Raw genomic sequence first — 25,964 nt, 5'->3', positions numbered from 1 at the left:
CGGTTTATATGGAACAAGAAAAACATGTGTTTTCGATCGACTGGGCAGGTCGGCCGTTGACCGTTGAAATTGGCGAATTAGCCAAACAAGCAAACGGCGCTGTATTAGTGCGATACGGTGATACGGTCGTATTAAGTACAGCGACAGCATCGAAAGAACCAAAAAGCGTTGACTTTTTCCCACTAACAGTCAATTACGAAGAACGTTTATACGCTGTTGGTAAAATTCCAGGGGGATTCATTAAACGTGAAGGGCGTCCAAGTGAAAAAGCTATTTTAGCTAGTCGTCTCATCGACCGTCCGATTCGGCCATTATTTGCTGAAGGATTCCGAAACGAAGTGCAAGTTGTCAGCATGGTGATGAGTGTTGATCAAGACTGCTCACCAGAAATGGCGGCGATGTTTGGCTCTTCGCTTGCGTTAACGATTTCTGATATCCCATTTGAAGGGCCGATCGCAGGGGTAACAGTTGGCCGTGTGAACGGTGAATTTGTGATTAACCCGTCTGTCGCACAAATGGAACAAAGCGATATGCATCTTGTCGTTGCCGGAACGAAAGATGCGATTAATATGGTTGAAGCAGGGGCGAATGAAGTACCAGAAGAAGTTATGCTTGAAGCGATTATGTTTGGGCATGAAGAAATTAAGCGGCTTATCGCATTCCAAGAAGACATTGCCGCAAAAGTTGGTAAAGAGAAGATGGAAGTCGTTCTGTATGAACTCGATGCCCAGCTTGAAGCGGACATTCGTGCTCGCGTAGAAGGAGAAGTGAAACGTGCGGTTCAAGTCCCTGAAAAATTAGCGCGCGAAGCAGCAATTGAACAATTAAAAGCAGAAGTTGTAGCGGCGTACGAACAACAAGAAGCAGATGAAGAAACAATAAAGCAAGTAAAAGAAATTTTACATAAACTTGTTAAAGAAGAAGTGCGTCGCTTAATTACGGAAGAAAAAGTGCGTCCAGACGGACGAAAAGTAGATGAAATTCGTCCGCTTTCATCAGCGGTTGGACTTTTACCACGCACGCACGGATCAGGCTTGTTTACACGAGGACAAACACAAGCGCTTAGCGTATGCACACTCGGTGCACTTGGTGATGTACAAATTTTAGATGGACTTGGTATCGAAGAAACAAAACGGTTTATGCATCATTACAACTTCCCGCCATTTTCAGTCGGAGAAACGGGAGCGATGCGCGGACCAGGACGTCGCGAAATCGGTCACGGAGCGCTTGGCGAACGCGCGCTTGAACCGGTTATTCCATCTGAAAAAGAGTTTCCATATACGATTCGCCTCGTATCAGAAGTGTTAGAATCAAACGGTTCGACATCTCAAGCGAGCATTTGTGCGAGCACATTGGCGATGATGGATGCGGGTGTGCCGATTAAAGCGCCAGTGGCTGGTATTGCGATGGGGCTTGTGAAAAGCGGCGAAAACTATACAATTTTAACAGATATTCAAGGCATGGAAGATCATCTCGGTGATATGGACTTTAAAGTAGCGGGGACAGAAAAAGGAGTCACTGCTTTACAGATGGATATTAAAATTAAAGGTTTATCGCGTGAAATTTTAGAAGAAGCGTTGCAACAAGCGCGCAAAGGTCGCCTTGAAATTTTAAAACATATGATGCAAACGATTAGCGAACCGCGCAAAGAGCTATCTAAATATGCACCGAAAATTTTAACGATGCAAATTAATCCGGATAAAATTCGTGACGTCATCGGTCCGAGCGGAAAACAAATTAACAAAATTATTGAAGAAACTGGCGTAAAAATTGATATTGAACAAGACGGAACGATCTTCATTTCATCTGTAAACGAAGATATGAATCAAAAGGCGAAAAAGATCATTGAAGATATCGTTCGTGAAGTAGAAGTTGGACAAGTGTACTTAGGAAAAGTGAAACGAATTGAAAAATTTGGTGCATTTGTCGAATTGTTTAGCGGAAAAGACGGTCTCGTACACATTTCAGAATTGGCGGAGGAACGCGTCGGAAAAGTGGAAGATGTCGTTTCTATCGGCGATGAAATTTTAGTGAAAGTAACGGAAATCGATAAACAAGGCCGTGTAAATTTATCGCGAAAAGCGGTATTGCGCGATCAAAAAGAAGCCGAGCAATAAAAACGGAGCCTTGGGTTCACATCCCCTTGGCTTCTTTGCTGTGTGTAAATTTTTTTTGCGCCCGTTCTACCTTGTCCGTCTTGCACATACCCTCTTTATTAGAAAAGGAGGGGACGAAGCATGCGGCGAGCGCTCTTTTTAATTATCATCATATGTATGGCGGCGATCATCGTGCAAAATCCGTGGACGACGACGTATATCCACGAATTACGGCATATGACAGCAGCGAAACAAAGCGATCCGTTATACATTCAAATTATGGAACGGGCAAAACAATACAATATTCCTGCACAAAATGCAAAAGTCGATCGCGTTTGGAAGGCGATTCCTGGCTACAACGGATTAGAAGTAGACGTTGAGGCATCATATAAACAAATGAAACAGAACGGAACATTTTCCGAACAACAGCTTGTATACAAACAAGTATCACCGACCATTCACTTGCATGATTTGCCTCCGTCACCGATTTATCGGGGACATCCAGATAAACCGATAGTCTCTTTTTTAATTAATGTCGCATGGGGAAGCGAACATATCCCAAACATGTTACATATTCTTGAAAAATACAACGTTCGCGCGACATTTTTTTTAGAAGGTCGCTGGGTAAAACAACATCCCCAACTCGCGAAAATGATTGCAGACGCCGGTCATGAAATTGGCAATCATTCATACAATCACCCGGATTTAAAAATGATGAGTAAACAAGCGATTCGTGAACAAATTGTCAAAACAAACGATGCCATTGAAGCAGCGACGGGAGTGAAACCTCGCTTATTCGCTCCGCCAAGCGGTAGCTATCGCGACGATGTCGTATATATCGCTCATGAGCTCGGGATGTACACAATTTTATGGACGGTCGATACAATTGATTGGCAAAAACCGTCCCCGTCTGTTATAGTGGAACGAGTAACGTCTAAAGTTCATAATGGGGCGATGATTTTAATGCATCCAACCGTATCGACGGTACAGGCGTTAGAGCCGTTAATTCAATCATTACAAAAACGAGAATATGTCATTGACAATGTGTCTACATTATTAAGCGAGGAAAGAATTGTAAAAAGTAGGAGGAAGGGAATTGATTAAAACATATACATGTCAAAATGGGGTAAGAGTTGTACTTGAGCACATTCCAACTGTTCGATCTGTGGCGATCGGAATTTGGATCGGTACAGGATCACGCAATGAAAACGAACGAAATAACGGCATTTCACACTTCCTTGAGCATATGTTTTTCAAAGGAACAAAGACGCGTACAGCGCGGGAGATTGCAGAATCGTTTGATCGCATCGGCGGTCAAGTGAACGCGTTTACGTCGAAAGAGTATACGTGCTATTACGCAAAAGTATTAGATACGCATGCATCATTTGCGTTAGATATATTGGCGGACATGTTTTTCCATTCAACGTTTGTAGATGAGGAATTACAAAAAGAAAAAAATGTCGTATTTGAAGAAATTAAAATGTATGAAGATACACCCGATGATCTCGTTCATGACTTACTGAGCAAAGCAAGTTATGGCAATCATCCGCTCGGTTATCCGATTTTAGGAACGGAGGACACGTTAGCGACATTTACAGGTGAGACGTTGCGACAATATATGCATGAAACGTATACGCCAGATCGAGTTGTCATCTCAGTTGCGGGTAATGTTGACGATTCGTTTATTCAACAAGTAGAAGCTTATTTCGGATCATTTACAAGACAAAAAGGTGACGATGCGCATATCACACCAACGTTTTATTCAAATAAAATCGCGCGCAAAAAAGATACAGAGCAAGCGCACGTATGTATCGGATTTAACGGATTGCCAATTGGTCATGAAGATGTGTATAGCTTAATTATTTTAAACAACATTTTAGGCGGAAGCATGAGCAGTCGCCTTTTCCAAGAAGTACGTGAGCAACGTGGATTAGCTTATTCCATTTTCTCTTACCACTCTGCATATCGCGACGGAGGAATGGTAACGATTTACGGAGGCACAGGAAGCCAACAGCTCGATCTTCTATTCGATACGATTCAACAAACGATCGAACAATTAAAACAAGATGGCATTACTGAAAAAGAGCTAGAAAATAGCAAGGAACAAATGAAAGGGAACTTAATGTTAAGTTTAGAAAGCACAAATAGCCGCATGAGCCGAAACGGAAAAAATGAGTTGTTGTTAGGTCGTCATCGCTCGCTTGATGAAATCATTGAAAGCATCGATCGCGTGACGAAGGAAAGCGTTGATCGGATGGCGCAAACGATTTTTACAGACGACTTCTCCGTTGCCCTTATCAGTCCAGAAGGAACATTGCCAAAAAGCCTGCAGCAATAAACTTGCAGGCATTTTTTTATGCCTTGTTTTCTACAATGATAAAGAAAGGGGGGCAACATGTGCGACTAAGTGAACTGAGCGGAAAAGAAATTGTCGATATGAAAAGGGCAGAGCGGCTCGGCATTTTAGGACAGACCGATTTAGAAATTAATGAGCGAACAGGGCAAATTCAAGCGCTCCTTATTCCAACAACAAAATGGTTTGGCTTTCGGAAAGAAGGGACAGATATACGTGTACCGTGGAGCCGCGTAAAAAAAATTGGCTCTGATATGATTTTAATTGATATTGATGACTAGACACCTCAAGCGGGTGTCTTTTTTCATTTTACGCTCACCGTTTGATGACCGGCATCATAAGATGTGAAAGTAACGATGGGCAAAAAACTAGATGTATAAGAGGGTGAATGAACTCATGCTGACAGGAATGCACGTTGCGATCATCGGTGGGGACGCTCGGCAGCTTGAAGTCATTCGGAAATTGATGGAACTTGACGCGAAATTGTCACTCGTTGGCTTCGATCAATTAGACCATGGCTTTGCTGGAGTAACAAAAATGAAAATTCATGAAGTCGATTTCCATGATGTAGACGCCATTGTTTTACCTGTCCACGGAACGAACATGGACGGTGAAATTCAAACGGTGTTTTCAAATGAAAAAATGACATTTACAGAGGAGTTGCTTCGCCAAACACCAGCGCACTGCACCGTTTATTCAGGAATTACAAATGACTATTTAGATCGTGTCGTCAAGTCGGTTGGGCGAAAACATGTTCAACTATTTGAACGGGATGATGTGGCAATTTATAACTCGATTCCAACCGCAGAGGGAACGGTCATGATGGTGATTCAACATACAGATGTGACGATTCATGGATCGCGCATCGCTGTTTTAGGGTTAGGACGTGTAGGCATGACGGTAGCGCGGACGTTTGCGGCTTTAGGTGCCCGAGTAAAAGTAGGGGCTCGCCGCTCTGAACATTTAGCGCGTATTGCAGAGATGGCGCTAGAACCGTTTCATTTAAACGATTTAGAACAACACGTGAAAGATATTGATGTTTGCATTAATACGATTCCTCATCTCATTGTGACCGCCAGTGTCATTGCGAAAATGCCTGCCCACACGCTCATTATTGATTTAGCTTCAAAACCGGGTGGCACTGACTTTCGATATGCTGAAAAAAGAGGCATTCAAGCATTACTAGCGCCGGGGCTTCCTGGCATTGTCGCTCCAAAAACGGCGGGGCAAATTGTCGCGAACGTATTGTCGCAACTTCTTTCTGCAGATTTGAAAAAACGAAAGGAGAATAAAAAATGAACGTACAAGGAAAGCGCATTGGCTTCGGTTTAACAGGTTCACATTGCACATATGATGCGGTCATGCCGGAAATTGAAAAATTAATTGCCAAAGGGGCAGACGTCATACCGATCGTTTCGTATACGGTGCAATCGACAAATACGCGGTTTGGCAAAGGGGAAGAATGGGTAAAAAAGCTTGAAGAGATGACAGGCCATCAAGTCATTGATACAATTGTAAAGGCGGAGCCGTTAGGACCGAAATTGCCGCTTGATTGTATGGTTATTGCCCCGTTAACAGGAAATTCAATGAGCAAATTAGCGAATGCGATGACAGATTCCCCGGTATTAATGGCAGCGAAAGCGACGATGCGCAATCATCGTCCGGTTGTTGTCGGCATTTCGACAAACGACGCGCTCGGTTTAAATGGCGTGAATTTAATGCGATTAATGGCGGCAAAAAATATTTACTTTATTCCGTTCGGTCAAGACGACCCGTTTAAAAAGCCAAATTCGATGGTCGCTCATATGCCATTGTTGCTTGATACGGTAGAAGCCGCGCTAGAAGGTCGGCAAATTCAACCGGTCATCGTCGAATATCGCCGTTCATAAATAAACAGTTGAAAGAAAATTTATAAAAAACGTCTCTCCTTTATGAATGAATGTGCTAAAATAAATGATATTAAAATTGTCTATGAGTTGGAAGGAGAAGGAGAAATGGAGCAAAAAGGATTGCATGTCGCAGTTGTCGGTGCAACGGGAGCTGTCGGACAACAAATGATTCAAACGTTAGAAAAAAGAAATTTCCCAATTGCTAAACTATCTTTACTTTCATCGGAACGTTCAGCTGGGAAAAAAGTGATGTTTAAAGGTGAAGAAATTGAAGTGCAAGCAGCAAAGCCAGAAAGCTTTGAAGGGGTGCATATCGCGCTATTTAGCGCAGGGGGAGCAGTATCTAAACAGCTTGCTCCGGAAGCGGTGAAACGTGGAGCGATCGTTGTTGATAATACGAGCGCGTTTCGTATGGACGAAAACGTGCCGCTCGTTGTTCCTGAAGTGAATGAAGCCGATTTACATTGGCATAACGGAATTATCGCAAATCCAAACTGCTCAACGATTCAAATGGTCGTTGCGCTTGAACCGATTCGCCAAGCGTTCGGATTAAAGCGGGTCATCGTCTCAACATACCAAGCGGTGTCAGGAGCAGGAGCGCAAGCGGTAGAAGAGTTAAAAACACAAACAGCAAACATGTTGAATGGTGAGGAAGTCACACCGGAAATTTTACCGGTTAAATCGGATCGTAAACATTATCCGATCGCATTTAACGCCATTCCACAAATTGATAAGTTTCAAGATAACGGATTTACATTTGAAGAAATGAAAATGATTAATGAAACGAAAAAAATTATGCATATGCCTGAGTTAGAAGTAGCAGCAACGTGCGTGCGCATTCCAGTCATGACGGGACATTCCGAATCTGTGTATATTGAAATTGAACAAGAGGGCGTAACGGTTGATGAGTTGAAAGCATTATTAAAAGAAGCGCCTGGCGTTGTATTGCAAGACGACCCAAGTGAACAGTTGTATCCGATGCCGCTATATGCAACGGGACAAAACGACGTATTTGTCGGTCGTATTCGTAAAGATTTAAATTGCGACAAAGGGTTCCATTTATGGATCGTTTCTGATAACTTGTTAAAGGGCGCGGCGTGGAACTCTGTTCAAATCGCTGAAAGTCTTTTAAAATTAGGGCTTGTAAAAGCGTAAAATCATCATCGAGGTGTTGACGTTGAAAATAATCGTTCAAAAGTTTGGCGGCACGTCCGTTCGTGATGAACACGGCCGAAATTTAGCGCGCAAACATATTGAAAAAGCGCTGCAAGACGGTTATAAAGTGGTTGTCGTCGTTTCAGCCATGGGGCGAAAAGGAGATCCGTATGCAACGGATACGCTCCTTAGCCTCATTGATGGGGCGAATGCGCATGTGACAAACCGTGAAAAAGATTTATTGATGGCGTGTGGCGAAATCATTTCAAGTGTCGTGTTTACAAACATGTTAAATAAGTGTGGGGTAAAAGCGACAGCCTTTACCGGAGGGCAAGCAGGCTTTCGTACGAACAACGACCATACGAACGCGAAAATTATTGATATGCGTTGCGAGCGTTTGTTGCGTGCCTTAAAAGAGCACGATGTTGTCGTTGTCGCAGGTTTTCAAGGCGTTGCTGAAAACGGAGATGTGACAACAATTGGACGCGGAGGAAGCGACACGTCTGCGGCTGCACTTGGTGCCGCACTCGGTGCGGAATGGATCGACATTTTTACCGATGTGGAAGGCGTGATGACTGCAGACCCGCGCATTGTAGAAAACGCGCGACCGCTTGATGTCGTGACATATACAGAAATTTGCAATATGGCGTATCAAGGAGCGAAAGTGATCCATCCACGTGCAGTCGAGATTGCGATGCAAGCAAAAGTCCCACTCCGCATTCGCTCTACGTATTCCGATGCGCCAGGGACGCTTGTCACATCGATTGCGAAAAAAGGAAGCGATGTAAAAGAGCGGTTAGTGACAGGAATTGCCCATGTTTCAAATATTACACAAATTAAAGTGCCAGCAAAAGAGGGACATTACGATTTACAAGCGGAAGTATTTAAGGCGATGGCGAATGAAGGAATTAGTGTCGACTTCATTAACATTTCGCCAAATGGTGTCGTATATACCGTATCGAGCGACATGGCGGATCGAGCGATTGCTACGCTACAAAAGCTCGGTTATGAGCCAATCGTCACGCGCGGCTGCGCAAAAGTGTCGACTGTTGGTGCAGGGATCGCAGGTGTTCCGGGTGTGACAGCAAAAATTGTTACAGCATTATCGGAACGCGGCATTCAAATTTTGCAATCAGCTGATAGCCATACAACGATTTGGGTGCTAGTGAAGGAAGAACATTTAAAAGAAGCGGTCAATGCATTGCATGATGCGTTTCAACTTGCAGAACAGAAACAATACGACTTTAGTTAGGAGTGAAAAATTGTGGTTCAATTTGGTCAAATTGCCACAGCGATGGTCACCCCTTTTGACAATAAAGGGAATATCGATTTTGCGAAAACGACGCAATTAGTGAATTATTTAATTGAAAACGGCACGGATTCTCTTGTTGTCGCTGGAACGACTGGAGAATCTCCGACGTTAACGACGGAAGAAAAATTGGCGCTTTTTCGCCACGTGGTCGAAGTCGTTGACGGACGTGTACCAGTCATTGCTGGAACGGGAAGCAATAATACCCGCGCATCGATTGAATTGACGAAAAAGGCAGAAGAAATAGGTGTCGATGCAGTTATGATCGTCGCACCTTATTACAATAAGCCAAATCAAGAAGGAATTTATCAACATTATAAAGCCATTGCAGAGAGTACGTCGTTGCCTGTGATGGTGTATAACATTCCGGGACGGGCGGTTGTAAATATTTCTGTTGAAACGATTGTGCGTTTGTCACAAATTCCGAACGTTGTCGCTGTGAAAGATGCAAGCGGCAACTTAGATGCGATGACAGAAATTATCGCAAAAACGCGTGACGATTTTATGTTGTATAGCGGAGATGACGGATTGACACTTCCTGTATTAGCTATTGGAGGAAGCGGTGTCGTTTCCGTCGCCTCGCACATTATCGGAAACGAAATGAAAGAAATGATTCAAGCCTTTATGCGCGGAGACAATAAGGAAGCAGCAAAGTTGCATCAGCGTCTATTGCCGATCATGAAAGCATTATTTGCCGCCCCAAGCCCTGTCCCAGTAAAAACGGCTTTACAGATGAAAGGGTTAGATGTCGGTTCCGTCCGTCTTCCGCTTGTGCCACTAACTGAGCAAGAACGTTTGCAGCTCATGCATGTGTTACAAGGTTAAAAGAAAGGGAATTCATCCCTTTCTTTTTTATTGTTGAATCAGTTATAATGGATGTAAGTGACTTTGAGCGGGTGAGTTTGTTTGACTGTAGGAGGCTTTGAAGATGAAACAAGCAGAGAAAATTCGTGTATTTGCCCTCGGCGGCGTGGGAGAGGTAGGAAAAAATATGTATGTCGTCGAGGTGGACGAAGACATTTTTGTCTTAGATGCGGGACTCATGTTTCCAGAGGACGAAATGTTCGGCATTGATATGGTCATTCCTGATATTACGTATTTAGTGGAGCAACAAGAGCGCATTCGCGGCATTTTTTTAACGCACGGCCATGACGATCATATTGGAGCAATTGCGTATGTGTTACGAAAAATTACTGTACCTGTGTACGGAGCAAAATTGACGCTTGCGCTCGTGGAAGAAAAATTAAAAGAGCAAGGGATTACATCGAAAGCAAAGCGCATCGAAATAAACGCGAATAGTGAAATTGTATTTGATAAGGCGGTCGTATCGTTTTTTCAAACAAACCATAGCATTCCAGATTGTCTCGGTGTAAGCATTCATACGTCACAAGGTGCCATTGTATATACGAGTGATTTTAAATTTGATCAAACGCCTGTTGGCATATGTCGTACTGATTTTGGTAAAATGGCACAAATCGGAGCGCAAGGCGTGCTTTGCTTACTATCCGATAGCACGAATGCGGAAAAACCGGGATATACGGGTTCTGAAGCGGTTGTTGGACAAGAAATTTCCGATGTCATTTACAATGCAGATGGACGCATTATCGTTGCTTGCTTTGCATCAAACATTACGCGCATTCAACAAGTGTTAAATGCTGCACGCGATCATAGACGAAAAGTCGTTATTATGAGCCGTCATATGCATAAAGTGATTGATATTGCCGTGCGTCTAGGGTATTTGAAATTTGATGAAAATATGATCATTCCGATGAACGAAGTAGGTCGCTACAATGATCGCGATTTAGTCATTTTAACGACAGGCAACCAAGGAGAACCAATGGCGGCGCTTGCACGCATGGCGAAACAGGCGCACAAATACATCAATATTAAAGAAGGAGACACAGTGATTGTCGCTTCTTCTCCAATGCCGGGACATGAATTGTTTATTGCTCGAACGATTGATGCGTTATACCGTGCAGGAGCGAATGTCGTGTACGGTCAACGTCAAGTGCATGTGTCTGGACACGGATACCAAGAAGAATTAAAGTTAATGATTAATTTCATGAAGCCAAAATATTTTATTCCGGTACATGGAGAATTTCGCATGCAAAAGGCGCATGGGAAAATTGCCCAAGCGGTCGGCATTCGCCAAGATGCAATCTTCTTAATTGAAAAAGGAGAAGTGATTGAGTTCCGTAACGGTCACGCCCGTTTTGGTGGAAAAGTGCCGAGCGGTCAAATTTTAATTGACGGATTAGGTGTTGGCGATGTAGGAAATATCGTGTTGCGCGATCGCCGCTTACTTTCACAAGACGGAATTATGATTGTTGTTGTTACATTAAGTAAACAAGATAAGCGCGTTGTTGCCGGTCCGGAAATGATTTCTCGCGGTTTTGTATACGTGCGTGAATCAGAAACACTTTTTGAAGAATCTGTTAAAATTGTAAAAGAAATTGTTGAAAAAAGTATGGAAGATTATGTTGTTGAATGGTCTTCATTAAAAACAAACATTCGTGACGCATTGAGCCAATATTTATTTGAGAAAACAAAACGAAAACCAATGATTTTACCAATTATTATGGAAGTGTAAAACAACATGCTCAAAGTCAAGAAAACACCTGCATTTCGCAGGTGTTTTTTGTATGAACAAGACGATGTTCACGTATACTAACGACATCATGTAACAGAAAGGGGATTATGATGGAAGAACGAGATGTACCTCAAGAGGAAACAAAACCATCTCCGGCAGAAAACATTGTTCAGCTCGGTCAAACAAATGTCCCGCAGCTTTCTTCCGATTCAACGGTCCATTGTTTAACGATTGTCGGACAAATTGAAGGACATATTCAATTACCACCGCAAAACAAAACGACAAAATATGAACACATTATTCCGCAAATTGTAGCAATCGAACAAAATCCGAATATTGAAGGATTGCTTGTCGTATTGAATACAGTTGGAGGAGATGTTGAGGCGGGGCTAGCCATTGCAGAAATGTTAGCATCGATGTCCAAGCCGACTGTTTCTATTGTGCTTGGTGGAGGACATTCGATCGGAGTGCCAATTGCGGTATCGTGCGACTATTCGTTTATCGCAGAAACGGCGACGATGACGATTCACCCGATTCGTTTGACGGGTCTTGTCATCGGTGTCCCGCAAACGTTTGAGTATTTAGATAAAATGCAAGAGCGCGTTGTCAATTTTGTTGTGAAACATTCAAATATTAGTGAAGAAAAATTTAAAGAACTCATGTTTTCTAAAGGAAATTTAACACGCGATATCGGAACGAATGTGGTGGGAACAGATGCGGTAAAGTACGGTTTAATTGACGAGGTCGGAGGGCTATCGCAAGCGATGCGCAAATTGCGGGAATTCATTGATCATTCTAAGCAACAAGGGGCGATGTTACAATGATTTTACATACGATCGTTCCGGAATTTATCGTTTTTCAAACGAATGAGGCGGAGTATAAAAAACAACGCACGGTCCAATATAACGGGGTGTCTTTACTTGTGCAACAAACAGAAACGAATGAGTATGAAATTGTGCGGGTGCTAAGCAGCGATCCACAGCATTATTTAACGTATGAGCCGGGCACAAAACTTTGTGCGACATCGCTACAATTTATGGTATAATAAGAACAAGCAGCCACGCTTCTCCTGTTGGCTGCTTTTTCATCTTATATGTTGGAGTGGGCGAAATATGGGAAAGAAAAATAAACGTCGCACAAACAAACAAGAACAATGGAAAAAAACATTGCGTTTCGAACTCATCGGTTTAACGATGTTAGCATGCACGGTCATTGCGATGGCAAATGTCGGCGCTGTCGGACGTTCACTCGTTTTTACTACGCGCTTTTTTTTAGGGGAGTGGTACATTGTTGCGTTGTTAGGAGCGCTTATGACGTCGTTGTACATCATTTGGAAGCGAGCGTGGCCTCCGTTTTTTCAACGCGTGCTCGTCGGATTGTATTTAATCATTCTTTCATTATTACTATTTAGTCACGAAACGTTGTTCAACATTTTATCGCGGAATGGAAAATTAGTAAATCCGAGCATTATTCAGACGACATGGGAGTTATTTTGGAAAGATGTGCGTGGGGAAAACGGGTCTTTTTCTGATTTAGGCGGAGGTATGCTTGGCGCTTTATTGTACACAATTAGCTATTATTTATTTGATCAATTAGGAACAAAATGGATTGCTTCGCTGTTGATGATACTTGGCGTGTTGCTTTTGACAGGAAAAACGTTACGTGATACTGCTGGAAAAGGGATTGAATGGTTCATTTCATTTATGCGGACGCAAACGAAAGCAGTTCTTTCAGATGTTCGTTCGTTTTTGAGTCGTCCGAAAAAAGAAAAGCAACCTCAGCCACACATTGAAGTGGTGACGGCATTCGAAGAAAAAGAGGAAGATGAAGCGGAGGAAAAAGAAAGCGAAGGTCCTGTCATTTCTAATTTTAATGAAGCAGCGGAAGAAGAAAAGCCGATCGTATTTACGCAAACGCATGAAACAGATTATGCGTTGCCGCCCATTGATTTGCTTTCTCCTCCGAAGGCAGTTGATCAATCGCGGGAAAAAGAAAGTATTTATGAAAATGCCCGCAAGCTTGAAAAAACGTTTCAAAGCTTCGGTGTAAAGGCAAAGGTAACGAAAGTGCATATCGGTCCAGCTGTCACAAGATACGAAGTATATCCAGATGTCGGTGTGAAAGTAAGTAAAATCGTTAGTTTAAGTGACGATTTAGCGCTTGCTCTCGCCGCAAAAGACATTCGCATTGAAGCACCGATTCCCGGAAAATCAGCGATCGGCATTGAAGTGCCAAATGAAGAAATTGCGATGGTTTCTTTACGCGAAGTATTAGAAGCGAAAGAAGCCGATAAACGAGAGGCGAAACTGTTAATCGGACTTGGGCGCGATATATCGGGACAAGCGGTGCTTGCTGAACTAAATAAAATGCCTCATTTACTTGTTGCTGGTGCGACGGGAAGCGGGAAAAGTGTATGCATTAACGCCATTATCGTTAGCTTGCTTATGCGCACGAAACCGCATGAAGTGAAAATGATGATGATTGATCCGAAAATGGTTGAGCTAAGTGTATATAATGGCATTCCGCATTTGCTTTCCCCGGTCGTAACTGATCCGAAAAAAGCGTCCCAAGCATTAAAAAAAGTAGTGAGCGAAATGGAACGGCGATATGAGCTCTTTTCACATACGGGCACGCGCAATATTGAAGGATATAACGAATATATCGAGCGTCATAATGAAACAGCAGAAGTCAAGCAACCGCTTTTACCTTACATTGTCGTCATCGTTGACGAACTAGCCGATTTAATGATGGTTGCTTCAAGCGATGTAGAAGATTCTATCACTCGCCTTGCCCAAATGGCCCGCGCAGCAGGCATTCATTTAATTATTGCCACGCAGCGTCCATCTGTTGATGTCATTACGGGCGTCATTAAAGCAAACATCCCGTCTCGCATCGCATTTAGTGTATCATCACAGACGGACTCGCGAACGATTTTAGACATGGGTGGAGCTGAAAAATTGCTTGGGCGCGGTGATATGCTCTTTTTACCTGTCGGTGCGTCTAAACCTGTTCGTGTCCAAGGAGCTTTTGTGTCCGATCAAGAAGTAGAAAATGTCGTACAATATGTCATTTCACAGCAAAAAGCACAATACGAAGAAACGATGATCGCGCAAGATGATGAGCCGACAGAAGCGTTTGATGATGAGTTGTTTGATGAAGCGGTTCAGCTCGTCATTGATATGCAAAGCGCATCTGTTTCGATGTTGCAGCGGCGATTTCGTATCGGCTACAACCGAGCGGCACGTTTAATTGATGCGATGGAAGCTCGCGGCATTGTCGGACCTTATGAAGGAAGTAAACCGCGCGCTGTGCTTGTATCGTCAAACGATCAAGCAAAAACGTCATGAAAGAGGCTGAAAAACAAGCCTCTTTTTTGTATAAATGGGGCATAATAATGATATATTATTAAAATCGCTTACATATGATTTCATACGACTTTTTTCGACATTTTTTTTATTCGCTATTTATTTATGAACGAAAAAATGTTATATTATTAGTAAGAAATTTGTCTAACATCAGATGTCTGATATCTAAGGTGGGGGATGGTGAATGTCTGTTAAATCTGATCATCGACACTTATATTTACAAGTGATTGATCGTATTAAAAAAGATATTGAACAAGGGGTATATAAGGAAAAAGAAAAACTCCCTTCTGAGTTTGAATTGGCAAAACAATTAGGAGTAAGCCGAGCGACATTGCGGGAAGCATTACGAGTATTAGAAGAAGAAAATGTCATCATCCGCCGCCACGGTGTCGGGACGTTCGTTAGCTCTCGCCCGATGTTCACTTCAGGTATTGAACAACTAAGTAGCGTGACGGAGATGATTCGCCAAGCGGGGCGTAAACCAGGGACGATTTTTTTATCTTCTTCCATTCAGAAACCGACTGAAGATGATATAAAGCGCTTTCAATGTCATAAAGAGGAAGATTTACTCGTTGTTGAGCGGGTGCGAACAGCGAATAACGAACCGGTCGTATATTGTATTGATAAAGTGCCTTGTAAATATTTACCTAAAGGAATTGCTTATGAAAATGAGTCATTATTAGAAATATTACATAATGAAGCGAATCGGTATATCGCCTATGCTGTTACACACATTGAACCGCTCGGCTATCACGAAAAAGTGTCACCGATTTTACAATGCGAGCCGGAAACAGCGCTTTTAGTTTTAAAGCAAATGCATTTTGACGAAAACGACGAGCCGATTTTATATTCGATCGACTACTTCAAATCAGATAAGTTTAGTTTCCACGTGTTAAGAAAACGCGTGTAGCTTATTCAAGCGCTTATCCTGTTAAGGAGGTGACATGGGCGGGAGAAGGATATGTATACATCTCACATTTCACTTTTTTACTAATCCATACTTTAATTTAAGGGGGTAATGATTGATGAGGAAAAAGCGTTTTGGATTATCGATGTCTTTATTATTGACTGCCGGCATGCTTCTTGGCGGCTGCGGACAGGCGAAAGAAGAGCCGAAAAAAGAAGAAGGAAAAGCGTCTGAATTTAGCGTAGCGATGGTTACGGACGTTGGTGGAATTGACGATAAGTCGTTCAACCAATCAGCATGGGAAGGATTACAAAAATTCGGTGAAGAAAACGGATTGAAAAAAGGAAAAGGTGGCTATGACTATTTACAGTCACAAAGCGATGCGGATTACGCAACAAACTTAAATAAACTTGTACGTAACGACTTTGACCTCATCTACGGTATCGGTTTCTTAATGACAGATGCCATTACAGAAATTGCGGACCAAAAACCAGACAATAAGTTTGCGATCGTCGACAGCGTTGTTGAAAAACCGAATGTCGCAAGCATTACATTTAAAGAGCATGAAGGTTCATTCCTTGTCGGTGTTGTCGCTGGTTTAATGACAAAAACGAACAAAATCGGTTTCGTTGGCGGTATGGAAATTCCGTTAATTGAAAAATTCGAAAGCGGCTTCATTGCAGGGGTAAAAGCGGTAAACCCAAATGCGACAGTTGAAGTGCAATATGCAGGTGCGTTTGATAAAGCGGATAAAGGAAAAGCCATTGCTTCAAGCATGTACGCTTCTGGTATTGACGTGATTTATCATGCAGCTGGTGCGACAGGAAACGGTGTATTTTCTGAAGCGATCGACTTGAAAAAACAAGATCCGAACAAAGAAATTTGGGTCATCGGTGTTGACCGCGACCAATACGAAGAAGGAAAAGTGCCTGGAACAGATAAAAGCGTAACATTAACATCCATGGTAAAACGTGTTGACGTTGCGGTATACGACTTAGCGACAAAAACGAAAAACGGCAACTTCCCTGGCGGTCAAGCAGTTGAGTACGGCTTAAAAGAAGATGGTGTAGGCATTGCGCCGACATCGAAAAACAACGTCCCTGAAGACGTATTGAAACAAGTGGATGAGTGGAAACAAAAAATTATTAACGGTGAAGTGAAAGTACCTACAACTCGCGCTGAGTTGAAATAAATAAACGGCTGTTCTCCGAAGAACGTGTTTCTTCGGAGAACCACTAAATGAAGAGTTGCAACATGTTGCAGCTTTTCATTTAGTGATTTTAACAAGCTCACATAAGGAGTGGATCACGTTTGGAATACGTAATTGAAATGCTAAATATCCGCAAAGTTTTTGGGAATTTTGTGGCAAACGATAACATTACGTTGCAATTGAAAAAAGGGGAAATTCATGCGTTATTAGGTGAAAACGGCGCAGGAAAATCGACGTTAATGAACGTGCTATTCGGTTTATATCAGCCGGATGGTGGGGAAATTCGTGTAAAAGGAAAAAAAGTAAATATCGCCAATCCGAACGTCGCTAACGACTTAGGAATTGGAATGGTGCATCAACACTTTATGCTCGTTGATACATTTACAGTAACGGAAAACATTATTTTAGGAAGTGAACCGACAAAAGGCGGGCAAATCGATATTGAGCGTGCAGAAAAAGAAGTGCGCGAACTATCAGAGCGTTACGGTTTGGCGGTGGATCCGAAAGCAAAAATTGCAGACATTTCTGTCGGAATGCAACAACGTGTAGAAATTTTAAAAACGTTATATCGCGGGGCAGATATTTTAATTTTTGACGAACCGACGGCGGTCTTAACCCCACAAGAAATTCAAGAGCTTATCCAAATTATGAAAGCGCTTGTACGCGAAGGCAAATCGATTATTTTAATTACGCACAAATTAAAAGAAATTATGGAAGTGTGCGATCGCGTGACCGTCATTCGACGAGGAAAAGGCATCGGTACATTAAACGTATCAGAAACAAACCCGAACGAACTCGCTGCACTCATGGTTGGGCGTGAAGTGCATTTCAAAACGGAAAAACAACCTCCGAAAGTCGGAAAACCTGTCCTTGAAATTGAAGATTTAGTCGTGAAAGACTCACGTGGCATTACAGCAGTCGACCATCTCCATTTAACCGTCCATGCAGGAGAAATTGTCGGAATCGCAGGGGTAGACGGAAATGGACAGACAGAGTTAATTGAAGCGATTACTGGTTTAATGAAGTCGGAATCGGGTTCTATTCGTTTAAATGGAAAAGAGATTCGCAATTTGACACCTAGACAAATTACGGAAACGGGTGTAGGCCATATTCCACAAGATCGCCATAAACATGGTCTTATCCTTGACTTCCCAATCGGGGAGAACATGGTGCTGCAAACGTATTATAAAGAGCCATACTCGAAACGCGGCATTTTAAACTTTAAAGCGATTTACGATAAAGCACGTCAGCTTATTCAAGAATTTGACGTTCGTACGCCAGATGAATATACGAAAGCGCGGGCTTTATCTGGGGGGAACCAACAAAAAGCCATCATTGGCCGTGAGGTAGACCGTGACCCAGATTTACTCATCGCTGCGCAACCGACACGCGGACTTGATGTGGGAGCGATCGAATTCATTCATAAACGTCTTATTGAACAGCGTGATAAAGGGAAAGCGGTATTGCTCGTTTCATTCGAATTAGATGAAATTATGAACGTCAGCGATCGCATTGCCGTAATTTATGAAGGAAAAATTGTAGCTATTGTCGATCCGAAAGAAACGACAGAACAAGAGCTTGGCTTGTTGATGGCAGGAAGCAAACGGAAGGAAGCGGGTGTATCATCATGAGTGAAAATCGTTTAACGAACATTCTCGTCCCTGTTTTTGCAGTTATTCTTGGAATTATTGTGGGCGCAATTGTCATGATCGTGAGCGGTTATGACCCAGTGGCCGGATATTCTGCTTTATTGTACGGGGCTTTTGGTGATCGATATTATATTGGGGAAACGATTCGTCAAGTGACGCCATATATTTTAGCGGGGTTAGCGGTTGCCTTTGCGTTTCGTACAGGGCTATTTAACATCGGTGTAGAAGGGCAACTCATCGTCGGTTGGCTTGCAGCCGTTTGGGTCGGCGTTGCCTTTGAGCTTCCAAAAGTGATTCACTTGCCACTTGCAATTGTTGCGGCAGCACTTGCAGGTGCGCTTTGGGGATTTATTCCCGGGTTTTTAAAAGCGCGCTTCCGCGTTCATGAAGTTATCGTGACGATTATGATGAACTATATTGCGCTATACGTATCGAATGCGGTCATTCGTTCCGTTTTATCAGATCAAGGCTTTAAATCGGAAAAAATTCATCCGTCAGCATCATTACGTTCAGAGTTTTTACAGTCTTTAACTGATTACTCCACGCTTCATTACGGCATTATTATTTCATTAATTGCGGCTGTTGTCATGTGGTTCTTGCTTGAGAAAACGACGACAGGATATGAACTTCGTGCCGTCGGTTTTAACCAACATGCATCGCATTATGCAGGGATGAACGTCAACCGCAATATTATATTAGCGATGGTCATTTCAGGGGCATTTGCAGGTATTGCCGGAGCGATGGAAGGGCTAGGAACGTTTGAAAACGTCTCGGTCAAGGCTGGATTTACCGGAGTCGGATTCGATGGAATTGCGGTTGCCCTCCTTGGTGGAAATAACGCATTCGGAATTATTTTAGCAGCGATCTTATTTGGAGCGTTAAAAGTTGGAGCGCTTGAAATGCCATCAGCAGCCGACGTGCCAACAGAACTTGTTGACATCGTCATTGCGTTGATTATTTTCTTCGTTGCTTCAAGCTACTTAATTCGTCTTGTGCTTACGCGCTTCAAAAAGGAGGGAAAATAAATGTTACACATCCTTGAAATTATTATTCCTTCCGCGATTTTCTTTGCGGCACCTCTTATTTTTACGGCGCTTGGTGGCGTATTTAGTGAACGTTCCGGCGTTGTCAATATCGGATTAGAAGGATTGATGGTCATCGGTGCATTTACCGGTGTCGTGTTTAACTTAACGTTTGCCGATCAATTCGGTGAATGGACACCATGGCTTGCGATGCTTGTGGCGATGGTTGTTGCTTCGATTTTCTCGCTTATGCATGCGGTCGCGGCGATTTCGCTTCGCGCGGACCAAGTCGTTAGCGGGGTGGCGATCAACTTTTTAGCATTAGGATTATCGTTGTTCCTTGTGAAAATGTGGTATGGAAAAGGTCAAACAGACCAAGTGCAAGTTGGTTTTGATAAAATTGACATTCCAATTTTAAGCAAAATTCCGATTCTCGGTCCGATTTTATTTTCAAACGGATATATTCCATCTTACTTAGCGATTGTATTAGCATTTGTCGTATGGTATGTCATTTACAAAACGCCGTTTGGACTTCGTCTTCGCGCGGTTGGGGAACATCCGATGGCGGCAGATACGATGGGAATTAACGTGGCAAAGATGCGTTACATCGCAGTCATGTTAAGCGGTGCCCTTGCAGGAATTGGCGGTTCAGTTTATGCGACAATCATCTCGCGCGACTTTAGCCACGCGACAATTTCCGGGCAAGGATTTATGGCGCTTGCTGCAATGATTTTCGGAAAATGGCACCCGCTTGGCGCGATGGGAGCAGCGCTTTTCTTCGGATTTGCGCAAAGTTTAAGCATCGTCGGACAGGCGATTCCGTTTTTGAAAAACGTACCGACTGTTTATTTGCTTATTTTGCCGTATGCTTTAACGATTTTAGCGTTAACTGGATTTATCGGACGTGCGGATGCGCCAAAAGCGCTCGGTACGCCGTACGTAAAAGGAAAACGTTAATAGGGAAAAGACTTCGGGACAGCCCGAAGTCTTTTTTTCACGCTTTTGATCACGCATAATAAAAGCAAGGAGGGGATTTCATTGCATAAATTAGTTGATCAATTATTTTTTGAACTGCAACATCCCGTAACGATTGAATCGCGCGATTTTGAATTGCTTGCATATAGCGGTCATCACGATGAAACGGATGAAGTGCGCATGCGCACCATTTTAAGCAAGCGAGCATCCGCTCATGTGTTCCATTATTTACATGAACACGGATGGATGAAAAAAATTGAACAAGCAGACGGAGTCGTTAGCATTCCTCCACTCCCTGAGATTGATCTTGGTGCACGCGCTGTCGTTTGTTTAAAACATGCTGGGAAAGTGTACGGCTATCTTTGGGTGCAGGTAGCACTCCACGATTTGACAGACGAACAACGGAGACGGATCGAAGAAGTAGCAAAAGAGGCTGCTCAAATATTACACGAGCAAATGGGGAAAAGATACAAACGGCAAGAAGAAGTTCATGACCTTTTTTTGCGCTTTATTCAATATCGTGATATGAGCGAACGAGACGTTCAAATGGAACTACAGTTGCTTGGGGTAACGTTTCCTTCGCGATTTGCTGTTGTCGTTTTTCATGTCGAACATCATGAGAGCATAGATGACGTTCGCCAATATGTAACATGGGTGTCAAAAACGACACATGCCCCAATCTTTTTTATTCATCACCATCATCCGTTTTTGCTTATTGTTGGGGAAACATCGACGCAACGCCCGATCGATGTAGTGAATATGATGATCACAAAATTGCAACAAGATTTTCATTGTCGAATCGATCACGATGTTCTCGTTGGCATTGGCAATGAATATAACGGGCTGCAAAAACTGCGCGACAGTTATAAAGAGGCGATGGAAGTGATTCATTTGAAAAAGCATATGGATGAGCCGTTACCGCATGCTTATTGCGATTTAGGTATTTATCGCATCGTTCCATTCATATACGAACAATACAAACAACGTCGCTATAAAAACGAAGCGATTATGAAACTAAAAAAGCACGATGAACAACATGGAACCGATTTTTTACATACGCTTCGTACGTACATTCAACACGACTGCAATATGAAACAAACAGCCGAAAGTTTATACATTCATCCGAATACATTACATTATCGACTAAAGCGTATGCAGTCGATCACAACGCTTCCGCTGCACGATTTTGAACAACGAATGATGTTATATATCGATCTCCTTTTATACAAATATAAGGAAAGCGTTGTGGATGAACAACAAAAATAAGTAGAAATGATTATATATTGACGACAAACAATTTTCAGAAAGTATAAATTATAATGAATCGTAGAATATGTGACAAAATCGTGAAAGGATCGATGCATGTGACTGTACCATACAAACATGAACCGTTTACAAACTTTACAATTGAGCAAGAAGCAGCTGCGTTTCGTCAAGCGCTTGCTTATGTTGAAACACAACTAGGACAAGTGTATCCAATCATTATTGGAGGAAAACGAATCGTTACGGAAGAAAAAGTGGTGTCGACGAACCCTGCGAATAAACAGCAAGTGGTTGGGGTCGTCTCAAAAGCGACGAAAGCGCTCGCTGATAAAGCAATGCAAGCGGCACTTTCTGCATTTGAAACGTGGAAGCGCGTATCGCCAAAGGTGCGCGCCGATGTGTTGCTGCGCGCAGCAGCGATGTTAAGAAGAAGAAAACATGAATTTTCTGCATGGCTAGTGAAAGAAGTCGGTAAACCGTGGAAAGAAGCAGATGCTGATACAGCGGAAGCGATTGACTTTTTAGAATATTACGCGAGACAAATGATTTCTCTTGCGGAAGGTGTACCTGTGCTCAGCCGTTCCGGAGAGTCAAACCGATTTTTTTATGTGCCGCTTGGTGTCGGATTAATTATTTCACCGTTTAATTTCCCACTTGCGATTATGGCTGGAACGACGGTTGCTGCCATTGTGACAGGAAACACGGTCATTTTGCGACCATCCGATCGCGCCCCAATTGTTGCTGCAAAGTTTGTTGAGCTGATGGAAGAGGCCGGTCTCCCTCAAGGAGTATTAAACTATTTGCCGGGAGGAGAAGCAGAGGTCGGAGAATATATTGTCGAACATCCGCAAACGCGCTTCATTTCTTTTACAGGATCGCGTGCCGTTGGATGTCGCATTTATGAACGGGCAGCTATCGTTCAACCAGGACAAAAATGGTTGAAGCGTGTCATCGCAGAAATGGGTGGAAAAGATGCGATTATCATTGATCGGGATGCGGATCTTGAATTAGCAGCGCAATCGATCGTTGCTTCCGCATTCGGTTTTTCCGGGCAAAAATGCTCGGCATGCTCGCGTGCTATCGTTCTTGAAGATGTATATGACGAAGTGCTTGCGCGCGTCGTTGCGTTAACAAAGCAATTAAAGGTCGGCAATCCACAAGAGCAAAGCACGTTTATGGGACCTGTCATTGATCAAGTATCGTACGATAAAATTATGGGCTATATCGAAATTGGCAAGCAAGAAGGGAAGCTCATGACGGGGGGCGAAGGAGACGATACGACGGGATTTTTTATTCAGCCAACCATTTTTGCAGACGTCGCACCAACTGCGCGAATCATGCAAGAAGAAATTTTTGGTCCGGTCGTTGCGTTTACGAAAGTGCGTACGTTTGATGAAGCGCTTGAAGTGGCGAACAATACAGATTACGGATTAACAGGGGCAGTCATTTCAAACAATCGTGCTCATTTAGAAAAAGCGCGCGAACAGTTTCATGTTGGGAATTTATATTTTAATCGCGGTTGTACTGGAGCGATTGTCGGCTATCATCCGTTTGGTGGGTTTAACATGTCAGGAACAGATTCTAAAGCAGGTGGTCCAGACTATTTATTGCTCCATATGCAAGCAAAAACAGTCAGTGAAATGTTTTAAAAGGGGGAATGGCCATGCTTGCGCAACTATCGAAAAACATTTTTTTATACGCTTCACAAAGTAAAATGTTAAATCAAGCAGCGAAAAAATGGGGGCTCCGTTTCGGAGCTTCCCAAGTTGTTGCAGGGGAAACGATTGAAAGCGCTATCAAAAAAGTACGTGAACTAAATGAAAAAGGGCTCGTTTGTACGCTCGATCATTTAGGAGAGTTCGTTTCAAGTCGCGAAGAAGCTATTGAAGCGACACAATATAACATCCGCACATTAGAAGCTATCCATCGTGCAGGTGTTCAAAGCAACTTGTCCGTCAAATTGACGCAGCTTGGGCTTGATATTGACTTTGATTTTTGCTTAAACAACATGCGTCAAATTGTTGAAACGGCGAAAAGATATAACAACTTCGTGCGCATCGATATGGAAGATTCAGCGCATTGCCAAGCGACGCTCGATTTATTACACGAACTACGCCGCACGTACGACAACGTTGGAACTGTCATTCAAGCATATTTATATCGCGCTGAACAAGATGTAAAAGATTTAAAAGGAGTATCGCTTCGTTTAGTGAAAGGAGCGTATAAAGAGTCGCCAGAAGTGGCGTTTCAAGAGAAACAACAAATTGATGAAAACTACATGAATATTATTCGTCTTCACTTATTAAGCGGAAGTTATACAGCGATTGCCACACATGATCATCATATTATTGAAAAAGTAAAAAAGTTTGCGAAAGAAAATAATATTCCGCGTAATCAATTTGAGTTTCAAATGTTATATGGCTTTCGAACAGATATGCAACAACAGCTTGCAAAAGAAGGCTATACAATGCGCGTATACGTTCCATTCGGAAACGATTGGTTTGGCTATTTCATGCGCCGATTAGCAGAACGTCCACAAAACGTCGCGTTCGCATTAAAAGGCTTTTTTGGAAAATAATTTTTTGTACAAATTGTGAACATATTTTAGTATAATGATACGTACAAAGGGGTTTTTATAGACAACAAAGGAAGGGGAGATTGTTTTGGTTATTACATCTGTCGTTTTGTATATGGTAGGGATGTTATTCATCGGGTATTGGGCGTATAAACGGACATCGAACTTGTCTGATTATATGTTAGGCGGACGAACGCTCGGTCCAGCAGTGACCGCGTTAAGCGCCGGAGCATCGGATATGAGCGGTTGGTTGTTGCTTGGGTTGCCGGGAGCGATGTATGCGCAAGGGTTGAGCGCTTCATGGATTGTGATCGGATTAGCTCTTGGAGCGTATGCGAACTGGTTATACGTTGCTCCACGTTTACGAGTATATACGGAAGTAGCGAACGATTCGATTACGATTCCGTCGTTTTTAGAAAACCGTTTCGGTGATACATCGAAGTTACTGCGTCTCGTTTCCGGATTCGTCATTATGATTTTCTTTACGTTTTACGTTTCTTCTGGTCTCGTTTCTGGTGGGGTCATGTTTAAAAATTCGTTTGGTACAGATTATCATACAGGATTATGGATTGTAGCTGGTGTTGTTGTCGCGTACACATTATTCGGGGGATTTTTAGCGGTCAGTTGGACGGACTTTGTGCAAGGACTCATTATGTTTATTGCGCTTATTCTCGTGCCGGTTGTGACGCTTATGCACATTGGGGGAATTACGGAGACAACGACAACGATTCGCGATATAGATCCGAACTTGCTTGATTTGTTTAAAGGGACGAGCGTTGTCGGTATCATCTCGCTATTTGCATGGGGACTTGGCTATTTCGGCCAGCCGCACATTATTGTTCGTTTTATGGCGATTTCCTCGGTGAAAGAAATGAAACAAGCGCGCCGCATTGGAATGGGCTGGATGATCTTTTCGTCTGTCGGTGCGATGTTAACAGGTCTTTTTGGAATCGCTTACTTTAAACGAGCAGGCATGACGTTAGAAGATCCAGAAACAGTATTTATTAAACTCGGGGAAATTTTATTCCATCCGCTTATTACAGGATTTTTACTTGCAGCGATTTTAGCGGCAATTATGAGTACGATTTCATCTCAATTGCTAGTGACATCTAGTTCACTAACGGAAGATTTATATAAAATTTTATTCCGTCGCTCAGCGTCTGATAAAGAGCTTGTATTTGTCGGTCGCTTATCTGTCCTACTTGTATCGATTGTTGCCTTGTTGCTCGCATACGAGCAAAATAATACCATTTTAAATCTTGTCGGTTATGCATGGGCAGGATTTGGGGCTTCATTCGGTCCTGTGATTATATTAAGTTTATACTGGCGCCGTATGACAAAATGGGGAGCGCTTGCGGGGATGATTGCAGGGGCAACGACAGTCATCATCTGGGCGAATTCTTCATATGCAAGCGTCATGTACGAAATGGTGCCGGGCTTTATCGCTAGTTTTATTGCCGTAATTATCGTCAGCTTATTGACAGTTACACCTGAAAAACGCGTGACAGAGCAATTTGATACGTTTAAACGTACGATTTCATCATAAGAAAAAGGTGTCCGAACAGGGCACCTTTTTACGTTGAAAACTGTCGGATCGCTCGTTTCA

Annotated in this window: 22 protein-coding genes; all 22 read left to right on the top strand. The window is 42.8% G+C overall.

Annotation, left to right across the window (positions count from 1 at the left end):
- Positions 1-8 precede the first annotated feature (8 nt).
- The gene (gene pnp, locus ES017_RS00205) at positions 9-2,117 is read left to right on the top strand and encodes a polyribonucleotide nucleotidyltransferase (protein WP_042533899.1); all 2,109 of its coding nucleotides are present in this window, start codon (positions 9-11) and stop codon (positions 2,115-2,117) included.
- 120 nt (positions 2,118-2,237) lie between these two features.
- On the top strand, positions 2,238-3,200 hold the full coding sequence (locus ES017_RS00200; RefSeq protein WP_021094170.1) for a polysaccharide deacetylase family protein: 963 nt from the start codon (positions 2,238-2,240) through the stop codon (positions 3,198-3,200).
- The gene (locus ES017_RS00195; protein ID WP_171334595.1) at positions 3,193-4,434 is read left to right on the top strand and encodes a M16 family metallopeptidase; all 1,242 of its coding nucleotides are present in this window, start codon (positions 3,193-3,195) and stop codon (positions 4,432-4,434) included. The genes ES017_RS00200 and ES017_RS00195 overlap by 8 nt, the downstream gene beginning before the upstream one ends.
- Before the next feature lie 59 nt (positions 4,435-4,493).
- Complete coding sequence (locus tag ES017_RS00190) at positions 4,494-4,730, top strand: YlmC/YmxH family sporulation protein (RefSeq protein WP_042533903.1); 237 nt, start codon at positions 4,494-4,496, stop codon at positions 4,728-4,730.
- A 115-nt stretch (positions 4,731-4,845) separates the two neighbouring features.
- Positions 4,846-5,748 carry a dipicolinic acid synthetase subunit A gene (dpaA, locus tag ES017_RS00185; RefSeq protein WP_223249792.1) on the top strand — a complete coding sequence of 301 codons (903 nt, stop codon included), beginning with the start codon at positions 4,846-4,848 and terminating at the stop codon, positions 5,746-5,748.
- The gene (gene dpaB / locus ES017_RS00180; RefSeq protein WP_042533907.1) at positions 5,745-6,338 is read left to right on the top strand and encodes a dipicolinate synthase subunit B; all 594 of its coding nucleotides are present in this window, start codon (positions 5,745-5,747) and stop codon (positions 6,336-6,338) included. Before dpaA ends, dpaB begins: the two co-directional genes overlap by 4 nt.
- 105 nt (positions 6,339-6,443) lie before the next feature.
- Positions 6,444-7,493 carry an aspartate-semialdehyde dehydrogenase gene (asd, locus tag ES017_RS00175; protein WP_042533909.1) on the top strand — a complete coding sequence of 350 codons (1,050 nt, stop codon included), beginning with the start codon at positions 6,444-6,446 and terminating at the stop codon, positions 7,491-7,493.
- 22 nt (positions 7,494-7,515) lie between these two features.
- Complete coding sequence (gene dapG, locus ES017_RS00170; protein ID WP_021095418.1) at positions 7,516-8,745, top strand: aspartate kinase; 1,230 nt, start codon at positions 7,516-7,518, stop codon at positions 8,743-8,745.
- A gap of 12 nt (positions 8,746-8,757) precedes the next feature.
- Positions 8,758-9,627 (top strand): 4-hydroxy-tetrahydrodipicolinate synthase, encoded by an 870-nt coding sequence (dapA, locus tag ES017_RS00165; protein ID WP_085788896.1) that lies wholly within the window; start codon positions 8,758-8,760, stop codon positions 9,625-9,627.
- Between the two features lie 97 nt (positions 9,628-9,724).
- Positions 9,725-11,392 carry a ribonuclease J gene (locus ES017_RS00160; RefSeq protein ID WP_042533911.1) on the top strand — a complete coding sequence of 556 codons (1,668 nt, stop codon included), beginning with the start codon at positions 9,725-9,727 and terminating at the stop codon, positions 11,390-11,392.
- 110 nt (positions 11,393-11,502) lie between these two features.
- On the top strand, positions 11,503-12,216 hold the full coding sequence (locus ES017_RS00155; RefSeq protein ID WP_035063372.1) for a ClpP family protease: 714 nt from the start codon (positions 11,503-11,505) through the stop codon (positions 12,214-12,216).
- Positions 12,213-12,437, top strand: a complete 225-nt coding sequence (locus ES017_RS00150) for a YlzJ-like family protein (protein WP_171334594.1) — start codon at positions 12,213-12,215, stop codon at positions 12,435-12,437. The genes ES017_RS00155 and ES017_RS00150 overlap by 4 nt, the downstream gene beginning before the upstream one ends.
- A gap of 67 nt (positions 12,438-12,504) precedes the next feature.
- Positions 12,505-14,739: a DNA translocase FtsK gene (locus tag ES017_RS00145; RefSeq protein ID WP_171334593.1), complete on the top strand. Its 2,235-nt coding sequence runs from the start codon at positions 12,505-12,507 to the stop codon at positions 14,737-14,739.
- 202 nt (positions 14,740-14,941) lie between these two features.
- Positions 14,942-15,667, top strand: coding sequence for a GntR family transcriptional regulator (locus ES017_RS00140; protein ID WP_009362538.1), 726 nt, complete (start codon positions 14,942-14,944; stop codon positions 15,665-15,667).
- A gap of 115 nt (positions 15,668-15,782) precedes the next feature.
- Positions 15,783-16,856, top strand: coding sequence for a BMP family lipoprotein (locus ES017_RS00135; RefSeq protein ID WP_171334592.1), 1,074 nt, complete (start codon positions 15,783-15,785; stop codon positions 16,854-16,856).
- Positions 16,857-16,975: 119 nt separating this feature from the next.
- On the top strand, positions 16,976-18,505 hold the full coding sequence (locus ES017_RS00130; protein ID WP_019418463.1) for an ABC transporter ATP-binding protein: 1,530 nt from the start codon (positions 16,976-16,978) through the stop codon (positions 18,503-18,505).
- Positions 18,502-19,548 (top strand): ABC transporter permease, encoded by a 1,047-nt coding sequence (locus ES017_RS00125; RefSeq protein WP_009362541.1) that lies wholly within the window; start codon positions 18,502-18,504, stop codon positions 19,546-19,548. Before ES017_RS00130 ends, ES017_RS00125 begins: the two co-directional genes overlap by 4 nt.
- On the top strand, positions 19,549-20,502 hold the full coding sequence (locus ES017_RS00120) for an ABC transporter permease (protein ID WP_019418464.1): 954 nt from the start codon (positions 19,549-19,551) through the stop codon (positions 20,500-20,502).
- A gap of 81 nt (positions 20,503-20,583) precedes the next feature.
- Positions 20,584-21,786: a PucR family transcriptional regulator gene (locus ES017_RS00115; RefSeq protein WP_171334591.1), complete on the top strand. Its 1,203-nt coding sequence runs from the start codon at positions 20,584-20,586 to the stop codon at positions 21,784-21,786.
- 98 nt (positions 21,787-21,884) lie between these two features.
- Positions 21,885-23,432 carry an L-glutamate gamma-semialdehyde dehydrogenase gene (gene pruA / locus ES017_RS00110; protein ID WP_171334754.1) on the top strand — a complete coding sequence of 516 codons (1,548 nt, stop codon included), beginning with the start codon at positions 21,885-21,887 and terminating at the stop codon, positions 23,430-23,432.
- Positions 23,433-23,446: 14 nt separating this feature from the next.
- Positions 23,447-24,361 carry a proline dehydrogenase family protein gene (locus ES017_RS00105; RefSeq protein ID WP_021095405.1) on the top strand — a complete coding sequence of 305 codons (915 nt, stop codon included), beginning with the start codon at positions 23,447-23,449 and terminating at the stop codon, positions 24,359-24,361.
- An 85-nt stretch (positions 24,362-24,446) separates the two neighbouring features.
- Positions 24,447-25,904, top strand: a complete 1,458-nt coding sequence (gene putP / locus ES017_RS00100; RefSeq protein WP_021095404.1) for a sodium/proline symporter PutP — start codon at positions 24,447-24,449, stop codon at positions 25,902-25,904.
- Positions 25,905-25,964: the final 60 nt, after the last annotated feature.

The sequence above is a fragment of the Anoxybacillus sp. EFIL genome, from assembly GCF_013096955.1.
GTDB classification, from domain to species: Bacteria; Bacillota; Bacilli; order Bacillales; family Anoxybacillaceae; genus Anoxybacillus; species Anoxybacillus ayderensis.
The sequence above is the reverse complement of the archived record's forward strand: the minus strand, read 5'-3'. Positions and strand labels throughout refer to the sequence as shown.

Excerpts from the sequence above, each read along its gene's own strand:
- pnp (WP_042533899.1), top strand. The coding sequence starts at position 9 with ATGGAACAAGAAAAACATGTGTTTTCGATCGACTGGGCAGGTCGGCCG.
- ES017_RS00200 (WP_021094170.1), top strand. The coding sequence starts at position 2,238 with ATGCGGCGAGCGCTCTTTTTAATTATCATCATATGTATGGCGGCGATC.
- dpaA (WP_223249792.1), top strand. The coding sequence starts at position 4,846 with ATGCTGACAGGAATGCACGTTGCGATCATCGGTGGGGACGCTCGGCAG.
- dpaB (WP_042533907.1), top strand. The coding sequence starts at position 5,745 with ATGAACGTACAAGGAAAGCGCATTGGCTTCGGTTTAACAGGTTCACAT.
- asd (WP_042533909.1), top strand. The coding sequence starts at position 6,444 with ATGGAGCAAAAAGGATTGCATGTCGCAGTTGTCGGTGCAACGGGAGCT.
- ES017_RS00155 (WP_035063372.1), top strand. The coding sequence starts at position 11,503 with ATGGAAGAACGAGATGTACCTCAAGAGGAAACAAAACCATCTCCGGCA.
- ES017_RS00150 (WP_171334594.1), top strand. The coding sequence starts at position 12,213 with ATGATTTTACATACGATCGTTCCGGAATTTATCGTTTTTCAAACGAAT.
- ES017_RS00145 (WP_171334593.1), top strand. The coding sequence starts at position 12,505 with ATGGGAAAGAAAAATAAACGTCGCACAAACAAACAAGAACAATGGAAA.
- ES017_RS00140 (WP_009362538.1), top strand. The coding sequence starts at position 14,942 with ATGTCTGTTAAATCTGATCATCGACACTTATATTTACAAGTGATTGAT.
- ES017_RS00135 (WP_171334592.1), top strand. The coding sequence starts at position 15,783 with ATGAGGAAAAAGCGTTTTGGATTATCGATGTCTTTATTATTGACTGCC.
- ES017_RS00125 (WP_009362541.1), top strand. The coding sequence starts at position 18,502 with ATGAGTGAAAATCGTTTAACGAACATTCTCGTCCCTGTTTTTGCAGTT.
- ES017_RS00120 (WP_019418464.1), top strand. The coding sequence starts at position 19,549 with ATGTTACACATCCTTGAAATTATTATTCCTTCCGCGATTTTCTTTGCG.
- ES017_RS00105 (WP_021095405.1), top strand. The coding sequence starts at position 23,447 with ATGCTTGCGCAACTATCGAAAAACATTTTTTTATACGCTTCACAAAGT.